We start from the raw sequence: 17,694 nt of genomic DNA on the forward strand, positions 1-17,694 counted from the left end.
CGGCGCAGCTTCCGGCGGGCATCTTCATCCCCGGGCGGGCATATCCTTAGCGAATGGAAATTTACGACGGCGCCGCGGACGCGTCCCAGGCTGAGGGCGTCCCCGAGTTCGCCGAAATCCCCGAAGAAGTCCACGCCGCGCTGCCGGTCGCGGAGCTGCACCTGCACATCGAGGGCACGCTGGAGCCGGAGCTGATCTTTGCGCTCGCGGAACGCAACGGGATCTCGCTGCCGTACGCGGACCTGGACGAGCTCCGGGCCCGGTACGAGTTCACAGACCTGCAGTCGTTCCTGGACCTGTACTACGCCAACATGGCCGTACTGCGGACCGAGCAGGACTTCGCGGACATGACCCGCGCCTATCTGACCCGGGCCGCGGCCGCCGGGGTGCGGCATGCCGAGATCATGCTGGATCCGCAGGCGCACCTGTCCCGCGGGGTGTCCTTGGAGACCTGCGTCAATGGCGTCGCGTCGGTGCTGGCGGCCTCGGAGCAGGAGTTCGGCATCTCGACGCTGCTGATCGCCGCGTTCCTGCGCGACCTGTCCGAGGAGTCGGCGCTGGAGGTGCTGGAGCAGCTGCTTGCCATGGGCGCGCCGATCATCGGGATCGGGCTGGACTCCGCCGAGGCGGGCAACCCGCCGTCGAAGTTCGAGCGGCTCTTCGCCCGGGCCAAGGAGGCCGGGCTGCGGCGGGTCGCGCACGCCGGCGAGGAGGGTCCGGCGTCGTACATCATCGAGGCGTTGGACCTGCTGGAAGTGGAGCGGATCGACCACGGCGTCCGCTGCATGGACGATCCCGAGCTGGTGGAACGCCTGGTGAACGAGCTCATGCCGCTGACCGTCTGCCCGCTGTCCAACGTCCGGCTCCGCGCGGTGGACACGCTGGCCGACCACCCGCTGGCAGGCATGCTCGCGGCCGGGCTGAACGTCAGCGTGAACTCGGACGATCCGGCCTACTTCGGCGGCTACGTGGATGACAACTTCGCCCAGCTCAGGTCCGTGATCGGCCTGTCCGAGTTCGACTGCGTGCGCCTCGCGGCCAACTCCATCCGGTCCTCGTTCGCGAGCGAGGACCGCAAGACGGAGCTGCTGGCCGAGCTCGCAGCCTCGGGCCGATAACACCCCGGGTTGCCCTATCACTCATGGTCGCTAAAACGGGCGGATGGGAACCATAACTGACAGGGCAACGGCGCTGCGCGCGGGTTCGGTGACCCCCGCTGCATGCTCAGACGTCGATTGTGCCCATGTCCGGGTACCGGGCGCCCGCCTCATAGCCGGCCGGAGCCAGCTCATCAAGGCGCCTGAGGTCCTCGGCGGAAAGTTCGACGTCGGCGGCGCCCAGGTTCTCGCGCAGCCGTTTGCGCTTCTTGGTCCCCGGGATCGGCACGATGTGGCCGCCCTGGGCCAGCAGCCACGCGAGGGCCAGCTGCGCGGGGGTGCAGCCCTTCTCGGTGGCCAGGTCCGTGACCCGGTCCACGAGTTGGACGTTGCGGGTGAAGTTCTCGCCTTGGAAGCGGGGCGAGCGGCGGCGGAAGTCGTTCTCGGCGAAGTCGTCCTCGCTGCGCAGCTGGCCGGTGAGGAAGCCGCGGCCCAGCGGGCTGTACGGGACGAAGCCGATGCCGAGTTCTGCGAGGACCGGGAAAACCTTGGTCTCCGGTTCGCGCTCCCAGAGCGAGTATTCGGTTTGCAGGGCGGCGATGGGGTGCACGGCGTGGGCGCGGCGGATCGTGTCGGCGCTGGCTTCGGAGAGTCCCAGCTGCCTGACCTTGCCGGCCTGCACCAGCTCGGCCATGGCGCCCACGGTCTCCTCGATCGGCACGGTCTTGTCCACCCGGTGCTGGTAGTAGAGGTCGATGTGGTCCACGCCAAGGCGCTGCAGGCTCGCGTCGCACGCGGACCGGACGTACTCGGGTTTGCCGTTGATGCCCACCCAGGAGCCGTCTTCGCGGCGTTCGTTGCCGAACTTGGTGGCCAGCACGACGTCGTCGCGCCGGCCGGCGATGGCTCCGCCCACCAGCTTTTCGTTGCGGAACGGGCCGTACATGTCCGCGGTGTCCAGCAGGGTTCCGCCGGCGTCGAGGAAGGCCTGGATGGTAGCCACGGACTCCTGCTCGTTGCCCGAGCCGTAAAACTCGCTCATGCCCATACAGCCCAGGCCGAGGGCCGAGACGGTGAGCGATCCGAGGGTACGTGTTTCCATGGGGATCTCCTGAATCAGAGGGGGAGGGGACGCCGTGGATCAGTCCGTGGATCTCTCCGATGGGCGGCTCGGCCGGCGAGGCTGCGGCGATCAGGCAACTCTAGTCAGCCTGCTTGCCGCGGGCAACGGGTTCCGGGTGTGCTTTTCCGTCACAGTCGGTCACGACGCAAAGAGTTAACCTCGCCCGGTCGCGTATCCTGCCGAACCTTGGCAAGATGCAGGTGGATCATTTGCTTCTAAAGGAGACCCATGGGCGAGAACTCAGCGGAAAACACCAACCTTCGGCTTAAAGCTGTTCTGGATGTCCTGGCCGAGGGGGTGTGGTCGGGCGAGAAGCTGAACGCCGGCGTGGTGCTGGGTGAAGCGATCACGCGGGTGCCGCTCAACGACCACGAGCGCGAGTTGCTCAGCGGCGGTATTCCCCGAGGCCACAAGGCGCTTACCACCGCCACGGCCAGGCTGGTCAAGGCCGGCTGGCTGGTCAAGGGCCGCTCCGGCTGGACCGTCACCGAGGCCGGCCAGCGCGCCACTGTCGCTTTCGCCGACCCGGCCGCCTTTACCGCCGCGCTCGACGCCGGTACCCCGGTCCCGGCCGGCACTCCGCTGCCGTCCGCCCCCGCCGGGAAGCCGGCGCCCAAGGCAGCACCCAAGGCAGCACCCAAGGCAGCACCGAAGGCCGCCAAGGTCGCCGAGAAAGTGGCCGACAAGGCAGCCAGGCTGGTCGAAGAGGCCGTCGCCCCGGTGGCCAAGGCGGTCCGGAAGCGGAGGACGGCGGATCAGGCAGCCCAGGCGGCAACACCGGCCAGCCACGCCGCCAGCGAGCAGGCCGCCGAACAGCCCGCCGAAGTTGCCGTTGCCGGCGACTTCAACGTCCTGCTGGGCGCGCCCGCGAACTGGGCTCCGCAGTATGACGAGTCCCAGATGCTGCTGGATGAAGTGGATCAGTTGTGGAAGCTCGCCGTGGACCTGCCGCCGGGCTCCTACAGCTTCAAGATCGCGATCAACCGCTCCTGGGATGAAAACTACGGCGCGTTCGGCGCGTTCGACGGCGCCAACCACGAGGTGCATCACCGCGGCGGCGTGCTGGTGATCCGCTACGACCACCGGACCCGCGACATCGTTCTCGAGTAGGCGCGCGGCACGCAATGATCCTGCTGCTGCAGCAGCGTGAGCCCGGGCTCAGAACCGGGTCGGGTCCGGCGACGGTGGAACAGGTGGCGGCGGGACCGGGCCCGGATCCGGGATCGGCAACGGACCCGGCACGGGTGCCGGGGTCGGAGACGGACCCGGCATCGGACTTGGTGTGGGGCTCGGGTCCGGCCCGGGGATGGGCGCCGGCGGCGGAGGTCCGGGATCCGGCGGGAACGGGTCGCCGGGCTGCGGGTCCGGCATCGTCGGGCCGGGCTCGGGCGGGAACGGATCAGGACCAGGTGCCGGAGGGATCGTCATGGCTCCGATTATCAACCCGTGCAGGCGGACTGGGAAGACCGGACAGCGAGGACCGGTCCTAGTTCTTCTGCGCCGCGATCGACTTGTCCCTGTCCTCGAATACGTCCTCGCCCGGCCCGGCAAACGCGCGGGAGCGCCGCACCGCTTCGATGGAGCCGGTGAAGAGCTGCGAATCGTGCGGGTCGGAGGGCATCCGTGCGCTGGTTTCGTCGGCCGCGGAGATCCGTCCCGGCCGCTTAGCCGCCGGCCGGTCCGAGGCCTCCTGCTGGGTGGAGGCCGTCGCGGACGGCATGGATTCGAGCCGGACGTGCGGCAGCGCCGTCGGGTAATCCTGCTGCAGGAAGAGCACCAGCTCCTCGCGGATCAGGCAGCGCAGGTCAAAGAGCGAGGCGCTGTCGCCGGCGCTGACCAGGATGCGTACCCGGACAAACCCCGCTGTCGCATCGGTGATCTGCAGGACGCCCACGCGCTTGTCCCAGAGTTCGGTGCTGGCGAGGACCTTCTTGAGCTCGGCCCGCATGGCTTCCACCGGCGCGCGCCAGTCCAAGTCGAACTCCACCGTGCCCATCACCTCGGACTGGCGCCGGGTCCAGTTCTCAAACGGGGTGGTGGTGAAGTAGGTGGAGGGCAGGATCAGCCGGCGGTCATCCCAGACGTGGACCACTACGTAGGTCAGGGTGATTTCCTCGATCCGACCCCATTCCTTCTGGACCACCACGACGTCGTCCACCCGGATGGCGTCCGTGAACGCGAGCTGCAGGCCGGCGAAGACGTTGACCAGCGACGTCTGCGCGGCGAGGCCGGCCACGATCGAGATCACCCCGGCGGACGCCAGCAGCCCGGCGCCGAGGGCCTGGATGGCGGGGAACGTCAGCATGATGCTGCCCAGCGCCACGATCGCGATCAGCGCCACGCCGATCCGCCGGGCCATGATCACCTGGGTCCGGAGACGCCGGGCACGCCGGTTGTCCGCCACATCCACCCGGTAGCGGGTGAGGATGATGGTTTCGATGACCAGCAGGATGGCGATCGCCAGCCAGGCCAAGGATGCGATTAGGGCTATCAGCAGGGCATGGTCCACGTTGCGGCGCCACTCGACGTCGTTCGTGGTCATGCGGAGTGCGATCCGCACGCCGGTTAGGCAGAGCGCAAAGCGCAACGGAAGCCGCGCCTCCCGCGAGGTTTCCCGAAGCGCCTCCTGCCTGCGGTTGAGCCGGAGGACAACCCGGCGCACCAGCCAGGAAGCGACCAGCCCGGCGGCCACGGCCAGGGCAACGGCGAAAAAGGGCATCGCGGAACTTAGAAAATCTTGCATCACTTTCAGGTCTAGCAAGCTTCGCCGAATCAACGGAAATCGGTGGAATGTCAACGTGGGTCCGCTCACGCCGGCCCGCCATGCCTGCATCACGTGGGACCAGTAGCCGGTTAGGGACCTAATGCCCTAGATTCCGCCGCCAAAACCCCGAAAATGAGGCGAACACTTGCGTCTTCGGGGAGGGTGACATGCGTCGCACCGCATCTTGGGCGGCTGCGTTTGGACTGGTCCTGGTGCTGACCGCGTGTGGCGCTCCGGCAGCGCCGTCGCCCAGCGCCGGGTCCCCGGCGGCCAGTTCGACGGCGGCCGGCACCATGACTCCGGGCACCGCGACTCCGGGCACCGCGACTCCATCGGACTGGAAGACGTTCACGACGTCGGACGGGCTGTCCTTCGATTACCCGCCGGACTGGACCGCCCGGGATCCCGGCGGGGCGTTGGGCGGGGCGTTCGTGGATATCACGAACGCCGGCGGTAAACCGATGGCCCAACTGCGGACCAACATCGTCACCGGTGCGGAGTGCAGCGTGCGGTACCCCTACCAGGTCTACGATTCGCACGCTGTCCAGGCCCTGGCCGAGCCGGGCGCCGCGGACCAGGCCGTGCCCCGCTACGTCTTCGCATCCCGGGGTGACGGAACCGGGCCGGGACCCACGCAGACCACCACTGCCGCGTACGGGATCACCATGATGCCCGAGGAATCCGGAACGCTGGCCTGCCCCATGTTCCTGCTTTTCCTGTGGCCGCCGAGCGGGGCGTTGTTCGGCGGCGCCTACAACCCGGCAAACAACCTCACGCCCGCGGAGGCCTCGCTGCCCTATCTGGAGAAGGCGAGACTCTATGCCGGCACCCCGGAGTACCGCCAGATCCGCACCATGATCACGTCGCTGCGGCCGGCGAAGTCGGCCGGGTAGCGAACCGTTCTGTCCCGGAACGCGGGAGAGCCCGCCCTGCTGCGAGCAGGGCGGGCTCTCATCGGAACCACCTTCACACGGCGGGGAGGTGCCTCCGCTGGCGGGTGCGCGGGCGGACCGTCTGGCTGCTCCTGGTCCAGGTGGTGCCGCCCCAGGGAGTGGAGTGCGTTTCCCGGATCAGCCCGGTTCCGGCGCACTCGCGGACTGCCATGATGCCGTCCGCCGCGGAGCGCTTGTCCTCGAAGGCCTTGGAGACGGCCAGCACTGTCCCGTCCGCCCCCAGCAGCCGGAACCGGATGTTCGATTCCGAATCGGTGAAGATCTCAAAGTGTCCTGCCATGGTCTATGTCCTTTCGGCGTTCCGGCCGGCGACGCGGGGTGTCCGCTGTGTGCCAGGTGCCGGAAGTGTTCTATCCACATTGCCTAAGTCACAGGCGGGACTAAAGGGGCTAAGGTCCCGGATGTTGCCTATGCCGGGCCGGGACTACATTGGACCCATGGCTGAAATCGCGGACAGTCCGGGCGCTGAAGACTCCGGTATTATCGTGCGGCTCACGGCCCGGGTGGAGGGCATGGTGCAGGCGGTCGGCTTCCGGTATTGGACGGTCCGGAAGGCCGAGGAGCTCTCGCTGCGCGGGACGGTCAGGAACGACGACGACGGCACGGTCGCCGTCGTCGTCGAGGGCCCGCAGGCAGTGGTGCTGCAGTTCCGGGCCTGGCTGCGCTCGCCGGACGCGCCCGGACGGGTGGACCACGTGGAGGAGCGGATGTCCAGGGCGACCGGAGCGTTCAGCAACTTCCGGGTGGTGTACTGACTGGTAGCCGGCCTGTTCGCGGGTGCAGGCGCGGAACTACTCGGGCTTGGTTTCGGCCTTGTCAGTGCCCTTAGCCGTAGCCGCTTTGCGGAGCGGATCCACTTTCCCGTCTGTGCCGTAGTCGCCCTCTGCGTACTGGCCGATTTCGGAGTCGGCGGTGCGGCCCGGCACGGATCCGCTCTCGCCGTAGTTGGCCTCGACGTATCGACCCGATTCCCGGGCTTTGCCTCCCAGCGGTTCGGGCAGTCCGCCCTCGCTGCCGGCCGGGCCGTAATCCCCTTCGATGTATTGGCCCTCATCGTCGTCAGTATGCCGCCCAGTCTGCGCGCCGGCCCTGCCAAAGTTTCCTTCGACGTACCTGCCCCGCAGGTCTTTTTCTTCTGGCTTCTCTTCCGAGGCTGGATTATCCGGGGTGTCTCTGATGCCGCTGTTGTCCGTCATGGCCATGCCTTTCCCGAATCGAACACTGCGTCTTTGCGGCGCAATTTCAGTCTAGCGAGGGGCGCCGCTTCCCAACAGGGACTGCCGTCCCAGGCCCTCCTGCCGGGCCGGGACTGCGTTCGGCCGGCCCGCTGGCGGGTATACGATCCGGTCGGGACAAATGACCCTCGGCACGGGGCCCGGAGGTGGCTAGGGTGGGCCCATGCAGAAGATATCGATCGACGCTTTGGCCCGGCAACAGCTCACGGCGGCGCTCGCGGCCGGCAGCGGACGGGCAGCGGACACCGTGTACGGCGGCCACGAGAAGGTGCTCCGCCAGACCGTGATGGCGTTCAGGGCCGGAACCCAGTTGAGCGAGCACCAGAACCCCGGGGAGGCCACCGTGTTTGTGCTCAAGGGGTCTGTCCGGCTGAGCGCCGGCAACGAATCCTGGCAGGGCAAAGCAGGCGACCTTCTGATCGTGCCGGACGGTTTGCACAGCCTGCAGGCCGAGGAGGACTCCGCGATCCTGATGACGGTGGCCAAGGTCTCGGGCTGACGCAGGGCTGGGGCAGGGCTGGGGCAGGGCGGCGCCCTCGCGGGCTTTCCGGAACCTGTTGTCAGCGCCCGGCGGTGCGCCTACGCTGTGCCCGACGGCCCCACTCGGGGACCGGCTCCAGGAAGGTCTCGCGCTGGCATGCCGGGCGACTTGCCCTGATGCCTGCGTTCTGGACCTTACGGGACAGGAAAAGCCATGACCAAATATCTGTTTGAAGCGAATTACGTGGGCGAGGGCATCAAGGGCCTCATGCGCGAAGGCGGTAGCAAGCGGCGTGACGCCCTGGTTGACGCCGTTAAATCCGTCGGCGGATCGCTCGATTGTTTCTATTACGCCTTCGGACACACCGATGTGCTGGGCGTCTTTGACGTCCCGACTCCCGCCGACGCCGCGGCGCTCTCGCTGATGATCAATGCGACCGGCAACGTAACCGTGCGGCTGAAGCCGCTCATGACGCCGGAGGACCTTGACGAAGCAGCCAAGAAGACCCCGACGTATCGCGCCCCCGGACAGTAACCCGGGCAGTAGGGCGGCCGGGAACCCGGGCAGTGACGCGGCTACCGGGCGTCCTTAATTTTGCGCCAGCCGCCGGCCCTGTTGTTGGCAATAATTGCCCGGAACATCGCGCCGAGGGCGTCCTCGTTCACGGCGTCGCCCTCATGGAAGGCGACGGTGCGGGCAGTCTTGTTGCCGTGCCCGGCGGTGATGACGTGCTGCGGGTCAGGCACGATGCCGCCGTCGTACAGGAACACGTTGACGTGGTCCTTTGCCGCGAGCAGGGCGCAGATGTTGCCGTCCAGTACGAAGTACGGCTGGACGGAGCGTTTGATGGTTTCCTCGACGCCGGGATCGGCGGCGTGGACCAAAGCGCGGACCTGCTGGCAGATAACCTGCTGCCAGGCCGGGAGGGCTTCGATGTAATGGTCCACGCGCGGATCAGCCATGCTGGCATTATGCCCGATATCGGCCTCAGAGGGAGCAGTATTCCGTGCCGGGGCGGCCTGGTTCGATTTCGGCTGGCGCCATAGGTCAGACTGTTGCCGTGAGCAACTCTTCCCGGACAGGCTTGGCCGTCGCAGGGCTCAGCCTTGGTACCGCGCTGAACCCGCTGAACTCCTCGATGATCGCCGTCGCGCTGGTGGTACTCCGCGCCGATTTCGGGCTCGACGTCGCCACGGTCACCTGGGTGATTACCGCCTTCTACCTCACCTCCGCGGCGGGTCAGCCGCTGATGGGCAGGCTGGCGGACCGCTTCGGCCCGCGCCGGCTGTTCCTCTGGGGCATGGCGCTCGTGGCGGTGACCTGCGCGCTGGCGCCGTTCGCGCCTAACTTCGCCCTGCTCTGCGTGGCGCGGGCGTTCATGGCGCTGGGGACCGCGACGGCGTACCCCAGCGCCATCGTCATGGTCGCCGCGCTGGCGCGGCAGGCGAACGTGAAATCCACCCGGCCGCTGGGCCGGATCCAGATGGCGAACACCTCGGCGGCCGCCGTCGGGCCGGTGGTGGGCGGACTGCTGGTGAGCCTGGTGGGCTGGCAGGCGCTGTTCCTGGTCAACGTCCCGCTCGCACTGGCGTCCATCTTCATGGTCCGGCGGTTCGCCCCGGCGGACGGTGAGCGGGAGCACGGCGAGGTGCGGGACCTCGTCCGTGACTCGGACCTGCCGGGCATCGGCGCCTTCATCGGCGCCCTGGTGCTGGTGATGATGGCGCTGCTGAATGTGTTGCCGGATTACCGGTGGTGGCTGCTGGCGGCCGGGCTGCTGCTGGCGGCGTTGTTCGCGTGGCGGGAGCTGCGCTTCAGCGCGCCGTTCCTGGACCTGCGGCTGCTGGGCCGCAACCGGCCGCTGCTGCTGGTCTACCTCGGGTTCGCTCTGTTCAACGGGGTCTACTACTTCGCGTTCTTCGGGCTCCCGCAGTTGCTGCAGACCGCCGGCGGTTACGACCCGGGGATCGTGGGCTTGCTGATGTTGCCGCTGGCCGCCATCTCGGTGGTGCTGACGCCGTTCGCGGTCCGCGGCATTGACCGGTTCGGAGTGCGGCGGGTGCTGATCGCCGGCGTCGTCCTGCTGGTGGTTGCGTCGGGGGCGATGTGGCTGCTGACCACATCCCTGGCCGCACCGCTGGTGCTGGCGCTGACCGCGTTGCTGGGGGTTCCGTATTGCGTGGTCAGCATTTCCTCCAGCCAGGGGATGTACGTGTCCACCCGATTGGAGGAGCGCGGAGTGGCCGCCGGGATCTTGCAGACCTGCCGGTACCTGGGCGCGATCACGGCTACCGTACTGATCGGCATCTTCTACGGCAGCGGAGTCACGCAGGCGAACTGGGGGCTGATGGTCTTCGTCATGCTGGGGTTGGGTGCGGTGGTGTTCGTCGTGTCGCTGGTGTGGCGGGAAGAGCGGGAAGGCTAAGGCCGGTCATGGGCCCCCGGCGACTCGGTATTGAGTCCGGCTTCTGATGCGGCGGCGATGAGTTCGGCGTCGTAGGCCACCAGGATGTCCGTCTGCAGCCGAATTGCGGTGGCGAGGTGGATGGCGTCGGCGCTTCGGAGCCGCCCGGGCATAGCGGCGGCATACATCAGATCCGAACGCGCTACGTCCACCAGGTTGATTCCGCCCAGAACCGTGTTGATCAGTTCGACCGGCAGGCCCCGGCGTGTGCCCGCGCAGTGAAGTTCGGTGTAGAGCAACATCGAGGCCACCAGATGGTCGCCTCCCTGCGCTGCCGCGGAAAGGTACCGGGCCACAGACGTGGACTCGGTTTCCGCCACGACCAACTTGAGGGCGGCGGACGTGTCTACGTAGATGATCAACGGTCGCCGCGTAGTTCGGAAAGGATCTCGGCGCTGCCTGCGTCAGTCTTGACGCGGCGCAGGACCTGGAAATCGACTGGTTCCGCGGCTGCGCGCCGCACGCTTCCGGACCGGAGTAGTCGTTCAAACGGCGAGGCTGCAGGCGGGATCAATGTCGCAGCTATTTCGCCGTTGTTAGTGACATCAATGGTCTCACCGTTCTTGACACGCTCCAGGATCTTGCTGCTCTGGTTGCGGAGCTCGCGGTGCGGGATAGTGGTCATTGTGTCCTCCGTAGCAATCGTAGCACCGCACATTTATGCCGGGCACGGAACGCCGTACCTTCGGGACCGCCCGGCTCCCGCGTTGGATCAGGGGAGCCGGTCCAGCGCCCAGTCCCAATGGATGAGTTCCTGTTCGAGGCGGACGGCCGGTCCGTAGGAGTCGTTGCCCAGTGAGTTGTAGACGGCCGCCTCCTCCTGCGTCAGCCTGGTCAGCACCGCCCGTGACGGAGTCGGCTCGCTGCCCCAGGCGTCGCGGTGGGCCAGCAGCGTCGCTTCATCCATCAGGACGCTGGCCACGTGCGGGTGCACCGCACGGAGTTGGTCCAGGATCCGGAACCCATGGGTGTCCAAATCGCCCCAATAGAGAACGTCGCAGTCCCGGAGCCAGGCCGCGTCCCGCAGGCAGGAAAATCCGTAGCCTGCCCCGAACAGGGCCAGTGTTCCGGGCCGTTCGGGCAGGGCCAGAAAATTGACCAGGTTTTCAGTCGCAATCACCGTGTGCACCGGCAGGGCCAGCATGCTGAACGCCTCGGCTGTGACGGTGATGTCCCGCGCGCCGCCGCAGACGTCAACGTCAGAGGCTAAAACCCGGAACCGGACCAGCTCGGGCGGATGCAGGAATCCGTGCCGCCGGGCGAACCGCGCGGCCGCCGTGCGGCCTGCCCCGTCGTCCAGGGCAACGTCGGCTCCGGTCATTTCTACCGGAGGTTCGGCGCCGGCCTCGCCCTCGAGATTGGCCTCCGGATCAACACCCCTGGAGCCGGGCGTGAGGGCGGCAAGCATCTGGTCGATGACCTGCCGGTGCAGCTCGATGAATTTGGTGTGCACCCCGGGTAGTCCCAGCTGCCGGAGGTAAATACCTGGTGACGGGTTGTCCCGAAGCCACAGCGCAGCCCGCGCGGCGGGTACGGCGTCATCACCCAGCTCGAGCAGTTTCATGGGACGCCTCGTGACCCAGCCCATTAGCAGCGGATCGAGCTCAGCAAGCGATGCGGCGAGCGCCTGGAAATGCACAGCTTCCCGGCTCTTTCCGGCGAAGGCGATCTCGTCCTGCACAGTGGAAAACACCGCCGCGGCAGGAATCAGGTTAGACCCGACCGTCCGCCGCCCCGCTTCCACCGTCTCCAGGGCGTACGCCCCGGCCCCGGCAGAAAGCTCAGCCGCCCAGGCACGGACCGCCGCGTAGTCACTCAACAGCGCCGCCGCCGTCGGACGTTTCAACATCCGGCGGCGGGGGTAGGCGACGGAGGGAGCAAGCAGTTCCCGCAGCAGCGCCCCGCTGTTCCACGCCTTCACCGAAACGGCCCGCAGCCCCGCCAGCGTGGTCCAGCCCTGCGTGGTCCAGCCCCGGCGCTGCCCGGGTCTTGACTCAGCCGGCACGCCGGTCCTTCTCCTCGCGGTACTCCTGGATGGTCATGTTGCGCAGCTGGGAGTCGTCCCCGTGGGTGTTCGCCACGAAGCCGACGTGCGAGACGAACGGCTCGATCACGTGGATCTTCTGCAGGGGAGTGACGATCAGCAGCTGCAGTTTCAGCCGCTCGAACAATTCCAGCCCGTACCGGGCCGATTCGTCCGAGCCGCGGCCGAACGCCTCATCAATCACCACAAACCGGAAACTCCGGCCGCTGCCCGCGTTCCTGCCCGCGCCCTTACCGGACCCGAGCCCGAACTGGAACGCCAGCGCCGCCGCCAGGATGGTGTAGGCGAGCTTCTCCTTCTGGCCGCCGGACTTGCCGCCGGAATCGGTGAAATGCTCGTACTCCTCGCCGGTCTCGGTCCACTTTTCCGACGCCGAAAACGTGAACCAGTTCCGCACGTCCGTGACCTTCGCGGTCCACCGCTCATCCAGGGTGGTCAGCCCGTCCCGGCCCCGGAACCGCTCGATCAGCCGCTCCACCTGCAGGTACTTCTGCTCCGAGTACTGGTCCTCGTCGCCGATGGTGCCTTCCGAGCAGGCCCGCAGGTCGCTGCCGAACTCCCGCACGTCCTGGTCCGACGTGCTCTGGTGCTCCAGCTGGATGTGCCGGCCCGTGTTGTACGGAATCCCCGCCAGCGAGAGGTTGATCTCGCCGATCCGGTTCACGATGTCCTGTCGCCGGCTGTCCAGGAACGCGTTGAACGCCACCACCTCGTGGATGGTGTTCTGGTTCAGCGACTCCTTGAACCGGGCCTCGAACCGGGGCAGGTCGTTGCCCTCCAGCTGCTCCAGCAGCCGGTTGTAGTCCGCCGCTGCCTCAAGAGAGGCGTCGATGTCCGTGGTCTCGTTGGGGTACTTGTTGCGGAAGTCCGCCATCTGCCGGACGGTGCCCTCCGCGGCGCGCGCAATCCGCTTGGCCAGGGCATCGATCCGCTCCGTCAGCCCTGACCGGACAGCACTCTCCACGGCGGCAGTGTTCCGGTAGGTGAGCGGCTTATCCCCGAGCGCATCCCCGGTGAGGCGTCCGACGGCGGCCAGCACCGCGGCGTCGTCCGTCACCGGCGTCTCGCCCAGGACGGCCCGGCACTCCTCGATGGCCTCGGCGATGTCCCTGGCGTCTTTCTCGTTGGCGCCGATGCGCTGCTGCAGCTTCCCCGCCTTGTCCTCCGTGCGGCCCAGCTGGTTCGTCACCTGGGCCTGCTTGGCCATCAGCTGCTGCAGGACGTCGGACGTGGACTCCAGCTCCCGTTTCTCCGCCTTGAGGTCCTCGATCTTGCGGGCCGTGAGCTGCCAGCTGATCTCGCCGAAGTCCTGGACCGCGCCGACGATGCCCAGCTGCCGGTTCTGCCGGCCGAGCGATCCCAGCTGGTCGTTGACCTTGCCGAGCTGGGTGGCCACCACCTTCAGCTGGCCCTGGGCCTCGTCCAGTTCGGCGCGGAACCGGGCAATTTTCTCCTGGTTGTCCCAGCCCAGCACGTAGTTGCGCCGGTCCGCCAGGTCCTTGCGGTCGTCCTTTTCGTGCCGGCCCCGGCCGCCCTTGAGCTGGCCGTTGGCCGTCAACGCCCTGGGGTAGCGGCGGAAGTCCGCCAGGTTCTCGCAGCAGAAGTAGTCGAACCGGTTGCTGAGCTCGTCCTGCAGGAAATCCCGGAACGGCGTGCCGGCCTTGATGGCGATCTTCGCCGCCAGCGTCCCCGGCTCGGCAGCCTTCGGCGCGTACGAGTCCCCGATCCGCAGATAGACGAGCCGGCCTTTGAGGTTATTCGAGTCCACCCACGTGCTGACGGCCGTGTAATGCTCCGCCGGCACCAGGAGCGAGAGGGCGAACCCGCGCAGCGTGCGCTCCGCGGCGCCTTCCCAGGCTGACTCGCCGTCGCGGACCTTGAGGAGCTCGCCCGCGTAGGGCAGGTCGGTGTCCTTGATGCCGGTGCCTTCGCAAAGACGACGGCGGATGTCCAGTTGGGGGAGCGGGATCAGGTTGCGCCGGGCCTGCAGGCTGGTGAGCTCGGCGGTGATGTCCGCGGCCTGGCCGGTCAGGACGGTCCGCGACATGGTCAGTTCGGTGCGGCGGTCCTGCAGTTCGTCCGTCGCCGTGGCGAGCTCCGCCTCGACGTCGGCGAGCCGGGCCCGGTTGGCATCGAACAGCACCCGGTCCTCCGGGGTTTGCAGGCCCAGGTCCGCCGCTGCGGCGGTGTACGCCTCGAACCGTTGCCGCTGGGCTGCGGAGTCGGCGGCGAACCGGGATAGGTCGGCGTCGATCGCCGCCAACCGGCCGCCGCCGTTGGTGCGGATGTCTTCTTCCACCGCGGCGAGGTCCCGTCGCAGTTCGGCGGTCTCGGCCTTGAGCCGGGCGGCGTCCTCCTGCAGCCGCACGCCGGTCTGCACCAGCTCGGCCTGGTGCGCCAGGCTCAGCTGCAGTTTCCGGTCCGTGAACCAGGGGTGCAGCTGGTCGCGCTGTGTGCGGGCCAGCTCGTCGTCGGCGGTCAGCATGGCGTGTTGTGCGGCACCCACCTTGATGGGCGTCAGCAGGGCGATCTGGTCCTTGGCGCGGAGGACGGCGTCGTGGGCCTTCTTCAGGTCATCGAAATGGTGGATCAGGTTGGTGATCCGGGTGGCGGCCTCGTCCTCTTCCAGCATGTTGCTGCGCACGAACGAGGTGATGTTTTCGACCTGCTTCATCGACACCGTCCGGTGGAACAGCTCCATGGCCTGGTTGCCGCTGATGCCGAACTGCCGCTTGAATGCCGCCGAGTAGGGATCGAAGGAGTCATGCACCGAAGCACCTGCGGCGCGGAGCTTCTTTTTCAGTTTCAGCGGGTCCTGGCCGAAGTTGGCGAAGTCCGTGGCGATGGACTGCTCCGCTTCCGCGAGCGAGTAGAAGCGGTTGGGCTGGCCGCCCTCCTGCGTCGCCCACAACGTGATGCCCAGGGTCACCCACTTGCCCAGCACGGCGTTGTGGAAGACGCCCAGCACCACCGTCAGCTGCCCCGTCCCGCGCAACGCCACCGGCTTGGAGTACTCGCCGCCGGCGCTCCGGGCACTCTTGTGGAAGCCGCGGACGTACGACATCAGGGAGCGTTCCTTCTTCTGCGCCCCCGCGGCCTTGTTGTATTCGATCCTGTGCGCCGGCAGCAGCAGCGTGGTGATCGCATCCACCACGGTGGACTTACCCGAGCCGATGTCGCCGGTGAGCAGGCTGTTCGCACCGTCCAGCCGGAAGGTTCGCACGCCCTGGTGGAAGGTGCCCCAGTTAAGCAGCTCCAACCGGTGCAGCCGGAAGCCCGGCGCAGTGCCGGCCCGGTCCGCGGTCTCGTCCAGGCTGAACAGGCTCTCCTGCAGGTCCGTGCCCAGGTCCGCCGTCACTTGCTCTCCTCCGTTTCAACCGCGCCGCCCGCAGGGGCGCCGGCGAGCGGTTCTCCGCCGAGCGTGGCCCGGTAGTCGGCCAGCCGCGCGTCGAACTCCTCCAGCCACTGCGCATCCACGTACGCCTTGAGGATCCGGGCCACCTCGTACGTGTCCGCCTGCCCCTTCAGCTTGCGCAGGAAGCCCAGTTCCACCACCTTCTTGATGTCCGCGCCCAGCCGGTCCAGGACCCGGGCCTCGTTGCTGGATTCTGGCAGGAACACCGAGACCATGTCCGCGATGTCCTGTTCGGTCATGATGAGCCGGAGTTCGCTGCTGTTGGTGTCGAACTCGAGCATCCGGCCGCGGAGCAGGGCCAGCAGCAGGCTGACGTTGAACGTCAGTGTCCGGCGCGCGATCAGCCGCGGGAGCGTCCCGTCCGGATCCTCCCGCGAGCGCAGGAACGCGTAGCCCTCCGATTCGTCCAGGATCAGGTCCAGGCCCAGCACGGAGACGTAGTCGCGCACCTGTGAGGTCAGGCCGAGCAGGGATTGCCAGACCTTTTCGTCCGATTCCGCGTACATCACTCCTTTGAAAAGCCTGGTGACGACGGCGGGGAGCTGCTCCGGCGTCCCTGCTACGGTTTGTGCGCTGCTGGGGTTCGCCGGGCTCATACTGGCCTTCCGAAGATGATTTGTTCGAGGGTGGCTTCGCGGATGCTGCCGTCCGGCAACTGCCAAGAGAGCTGCTGGGACTGGTCCGGGTTGATGCTGGCCCAGTCCGACTCCGTGGCCAGCTGGTAGTACGCCACCACCTCGGCGAGGCCCTGCGAGAGCGGGTACACAGCGGTGACCTCCGCGAGGGTCGCCTGCTCCGCCTCGGCCAGGACCGCATCGATGTTGCCCTGCAGCCGCAGCTTGTCCACATGGAACTGGCTGAACAGGGCGCCAGCGTCCACGTCCGCGTCATCGGCGGTCAGGACGGCGTCGTCCACCATCACCTTGCGGCTGGGCTCATACAGTGGCCGCTCAAACGGCAGCACCACGTCCACGGACGGCGCGTCGATCTCGATAAAAGCGCCCGACGGCGGCGCCTCCCGGGTGCCCAGCGCGGCGGATTCGACGCCGCGGATGAGCCGCATGATGCGCTTGTTTTCCAGGAATACCTTGTCATCGAGGAGCCGGCGCATCTGTTGGGAGAGCTGGCGGACGGTGGCCTGGGTCTGTTCGACGGCGGGCAGCCAGTCCTGGTGGAGGTTGGCTACGGCGTGCAGGCTGTCCGTCCCGGCGAGGGCTTCGATCTGGGTGGCGCGCTGGAGCAGGTCCTGCAGTTCGGTGCGCAGCTGCGGGGACATCAGGTAGTCCCAGAAGCCCTGGAACGTGCGGCCCTGCAGGGAGCTGCTGATGTCCTGCTGGTTGGCGAAAATGGACGCCAGGAGCTCGCCCTGGGTCCCGTCCCAGGTGGCGATCTGTTCCCGGACCTGCCGGTCCAGTTTGCGGAAGTTCTGCTCGACTTCGCGGAAGTCGGACAGCAGGTCCTTCGCTAAAGCGGTGAGCTGCTGCAGGTGGTCCAGGGCTTCGGGGCCGGTCATCACCCGGATATGGCCGGCGCGGATCCGCTTCATCTCGGCGTCGATCCCGTCCCGCTGGCGTTGCAGCTCGGCGAGCCTGACTTCGGGGTCCGTCTCGGACTGCTGCACCAGCTGCTTGAGCACGGCGAAGATGCTGGTCAGCCGGGACTGCGTGGCCACGAAGTCCCGGCCGCGAAGGTTCTCCACCCACCGGACCACGTCCTCCGCGGCCGGGGTCAGGTCAAAGTGCGGCTCATCCTGGCCCGGCACGTAGTACTTCCGCAGCCAGGCCCGCTCCGGCGCGGCCCAGTCGTCCAGGTAGTCGGCGGCCGCACGCGGGAACTTGTCGCCGCCGTCGGCATCCCGTAACCCGAAGAGGACGTCGTCCAGGACATCAATGAGCTGCTGGCGGCCGAGGTTGCGCTGGTTGGGCCCGGTGAACGCCGCCATGAAGAACGCCACGGCCAGCGGCGCGTTTTGGGCGCGCAACAGGGACCAGCCTGCGTGGTTCTCCCGCAGCGCGTTGATTGCGTAATAGTCCATCCGGTCCCCGTGGTGTGTCACTGAGTAGCGTCTTCTGCCCCTCCACTCTAAAGGGCGCCGCGGACATTTTCCGTGGGCTGCGC

At 67.6% G+C, this 17,694-nt stretch carries 18 protein-coding genes; 7 read left to right on the top strand and 11 right to left on the bottom strand.

Going from position 1 to position 17,694, the window contains the following annotated elements; genetic code table 11:
• The first annotated feature begins 53 nt into the window (after positions 1-53).
• Entirely contained in the window at positions 54-1,118 is a 1,065-nt protein-coding gene (locus tag ABIB14_RS02275) for an adenosine deaminase (RefSeq protein ID WP_354233751.1), read from the top strand.
• A 106-nt stretch (positions 1,119-1,224) separates the two neighbouring features.
• Here the strand turns inward: ABIB14_RS02275 and ABIB14_RS02280 are convergent, their stop codons facing one another.
• Positions 1,225-2,199, bottom strand: a complete 975-nt coding sequence (locus ABIB14_RS02280; RefSeq protein ID WP_354233753.1) for an aldo/keto reductase — start codon at positions 2,197-2,199, stop codon at positions 1,225-1,227.
• 249 nt (positions 2,200-2,448) lie between these two features.
• Here ABIB14_RS02280 and ABIB14_RS02285 point away from each other — a divergent pair, with 249 nt between their 5' ends.
• Positions 2,449-3,330 carry a pullulanase X25 domain-containing protein gene (locus tag ABIB14_RS02285; RefSeq protein WP_354233755.1) on the top strand — a complete coding sequence of 294 codons (882 nt, stop codon included), beginning with the start codon at positions 2,449-2,451 and terminating at the stop codon, positions 3,328-3,330.
• 376 nt (positions 3,331-3,706) lie between these two features.
• Here ABIB14_RS02285 and ABIB14_RS02290 read toward each other — a convergent pair whose 3' ends face one another.
• Positions 3,707-4,939, bottom strand: a complete 1,233-nt coding sequence (locus ABIB14_RS02290; protein WP_354233757.1) for a mechanosensitive ion channel family protein — start codon at positions 4,937-4,939, stop codon at positions 3,707-3,709.
• A 212-nt stretch (positions 4,940-5,151) separates the two neighbouring features.
• On the opposite strand from ABIB14_RS02290, the gene ABIB14_RS02295 reads away from it, so the two are divergent.
• Positions 5,152-5,877, top strand: a complete 726-nt coding sequence (locus tag ABIB14_RS02295) for a hypothetical protein (RefSeq protein WP_354233758.1) — start codon at positions 5,152-5,154, stop codon at positions 5,875-5,877.
• A 73-nt stretch (positions 5,878-5,950) separates the two neighbouring features.
• On the opposite strand, the gene ABIB14_RS02300 is transcribed toward ABIB14_RS02295, so the two are convergent.
• Positions 5,951-6,217 (bottom strand): YegP family protein, encoded by a 267-nt coding sequence (locus ABIB14_RS02300; protein ID WP_354233760.1) that lies wholly within the window; start codon positions 6,215-6,217, stop codon positions 5,951-5,953.
• 157 nt (positions 6,218-6,374) lie between these two features.
• Here ABIB14_RS02300 and ABIB14_RS02305 point away from each other — a divergent pair, with 157 nt between their 5' ends.
• Entirely contained in the window at positions 6,375-6,692 is a 318-nt protein-coding gene (locus ABIB14_RS02305; protein WP_354233762.1) for an acylphosphatase, read from the top strand.
• Positions 6,693-6,728: 36 nt separating this feature from the next.
• Here the strand turns inward: ABIB14_RS02305 and ABIB14_RS02310 are convergent, their stop codons facing one another.
• Entirely contained in the window at positions 6,729-7,133 is a 405-nt protein-coding gene (locus ABIB14_RS02310) for a hypothetical protein (protein WP_354233764.1), read from the bottom strand.
• 202 nt (positions 7,134-7,335) lie between these two features.
• On the opposite strand from ABIB14_RS02310, the gene ABIB14_RS02315 reads away from it, so the two are divergent.
• A complete protein-coding gene (locus tag ABIB14_RS02315) occupies positions 7,336-7,671 on the top strand; it encodes a cupin domain-containing protein (RefSeq protein ID WP_354233766.1) in 336 nt (111 codons plus the stop codon).
• 195 nt (positions 7,672-7,866) lie between these two features.
• Positions 7,867-8,187, top strand: a complete 321-nt coding sequence (locus ABIB14_RS02320) for a GYD domain-containing protein (RefSeq protein WP_354233767.1) — start codon at positions 7,867-7,869, stop codon at positions 8,185-8,187.
• A 41-nt stretch (positions 8,188-8,228) separates the two neighbouring features.
• On the opposite strand, the gene ABIB14_RS02325 is transcribed toward ABIB14_RS02320, so the two are convergent.
• A complete protein-coding gene (locus ABIB14_RS02325; protein WP_354233769.1) occupies positions 8,229-8,615 on the bottom strand; it encodes a DUF1801 domain-containing protein in 387 nt (128 codons plus the stop codon).
• A gap of 98 nt (positions 8,616-8,713) precedes the next feature.
• Here ABIB14_RS02325 and ABIB14_RS02330 point away from each other — a divergent pair, with 98 nt between their 5' ends.
• Positions 8,714-10,078 (top strand): MFS transporter, encoded by a 1,365-nt coding sequence (locus ABIB14_RS02330; RefSeq protein ID WP_354233770.1) that lies wholly within the window; start codon positions 8,714-8,716, stop codon positions 10,076-10,078.
• Here the strand turns inward: ABIB14_RS02330 and ABIB14_RS02335 are convergent.
• The 6 genes from ABIB14_RS02335 to ABIB14_RS02360 form a co-directional block, all read right to left on the bottom strand.
• Positions 10,075-10,479: a type II toxin-antitoxin system VapC family toxin gene (locus ABIB14_RS02335; protein WP_354233772.1), complete on the bottom strand. Its 405-nt coding sequence runs from the start codon at positions 10,477-10,479 to the stop codon at positions 10,075-10,077. The two genes, ABIB14_RS02330 and ABIB14_RS02335, sit on opposite strands and share 4 nt — an antisense overlap.
• Entirely contained in the window at positions 10,476-10,742 is a 267-nt protein-coding gene (locus ABIB14_RS02340) for a type II toxin-antitoxin system Phd/YefM family antitoxin (RefSeq protein ID WP_354233774.1), read from the bottom strand. Before ABIB14_RS02340 ends, ABIB14_RS02335 begins: the two co-directional genes overlap by 4 nt.
• Before the next feature lie 87 nt (positions 10,743-10,829).
• Positions 10,830-12,122: a Wadjet anti-phage system protein JetD domain-containing protein gene (locus ABIB14_RS02345; RefSeq protein ID WP_354233776.1), complete on the bottom strand. Its 1,293-nt coding sequence runs from the start codon at positions 12,120-12,122 to the stop codon at positions 10,830-10,832.
• Positions 12,112-15,519, bottom strand: coding sequence for an ATP-binding protein (locus ABIB14_RS02350; RefSeq protein ID WP_354233778.1), 3,408 nt, complete (start codon positions 15,517-15,519; stop codon positions 12,112-12,114). The genes ABIB14_RS02345 and ABIB14_RS02350 overlap by 11 nt, the downstream gene beginning before the upstream one ends.
• On the bottom strand, positions 15,516-16,172 hold the full coding sequence (locus tag ABIB14_RS02355) for a DUF4194 domain-containing protein (RefSeq protein ID WP_354233780.1): 657 nt from the start codon (positions 16,170-16,172) through the stop codon (positions 15,516-15,518). Before ABIB14_RS02355 ends, ABIB14_RS02350 begins: the two co-directional genes overlap by 4 nt.
• Entirely contained in the window at positions 16,169-17,611 is a 1,443-nt protein-coding gene (locus ABIB14_RS02360) for a DUF3375 domain-containing protein (protein WP_354233781.1), read from the bottom strand. Before ABIB14_RS02360 ends, ABIB14_RS02355 begins: the two co-directional genes overlap by 4 nt.
• Between the last annotated feature and the right edge of the window lie 83 nt (positions 17,612-17,694).

Source organism: Arthrobacter sp. UYEF3, assembly GCF_040546245.1.
Lineage (GTDB): Bacteria > Actinomycetota > Actinomycetes > Actinomycetales > Micrococcaceae > Arthrobacter.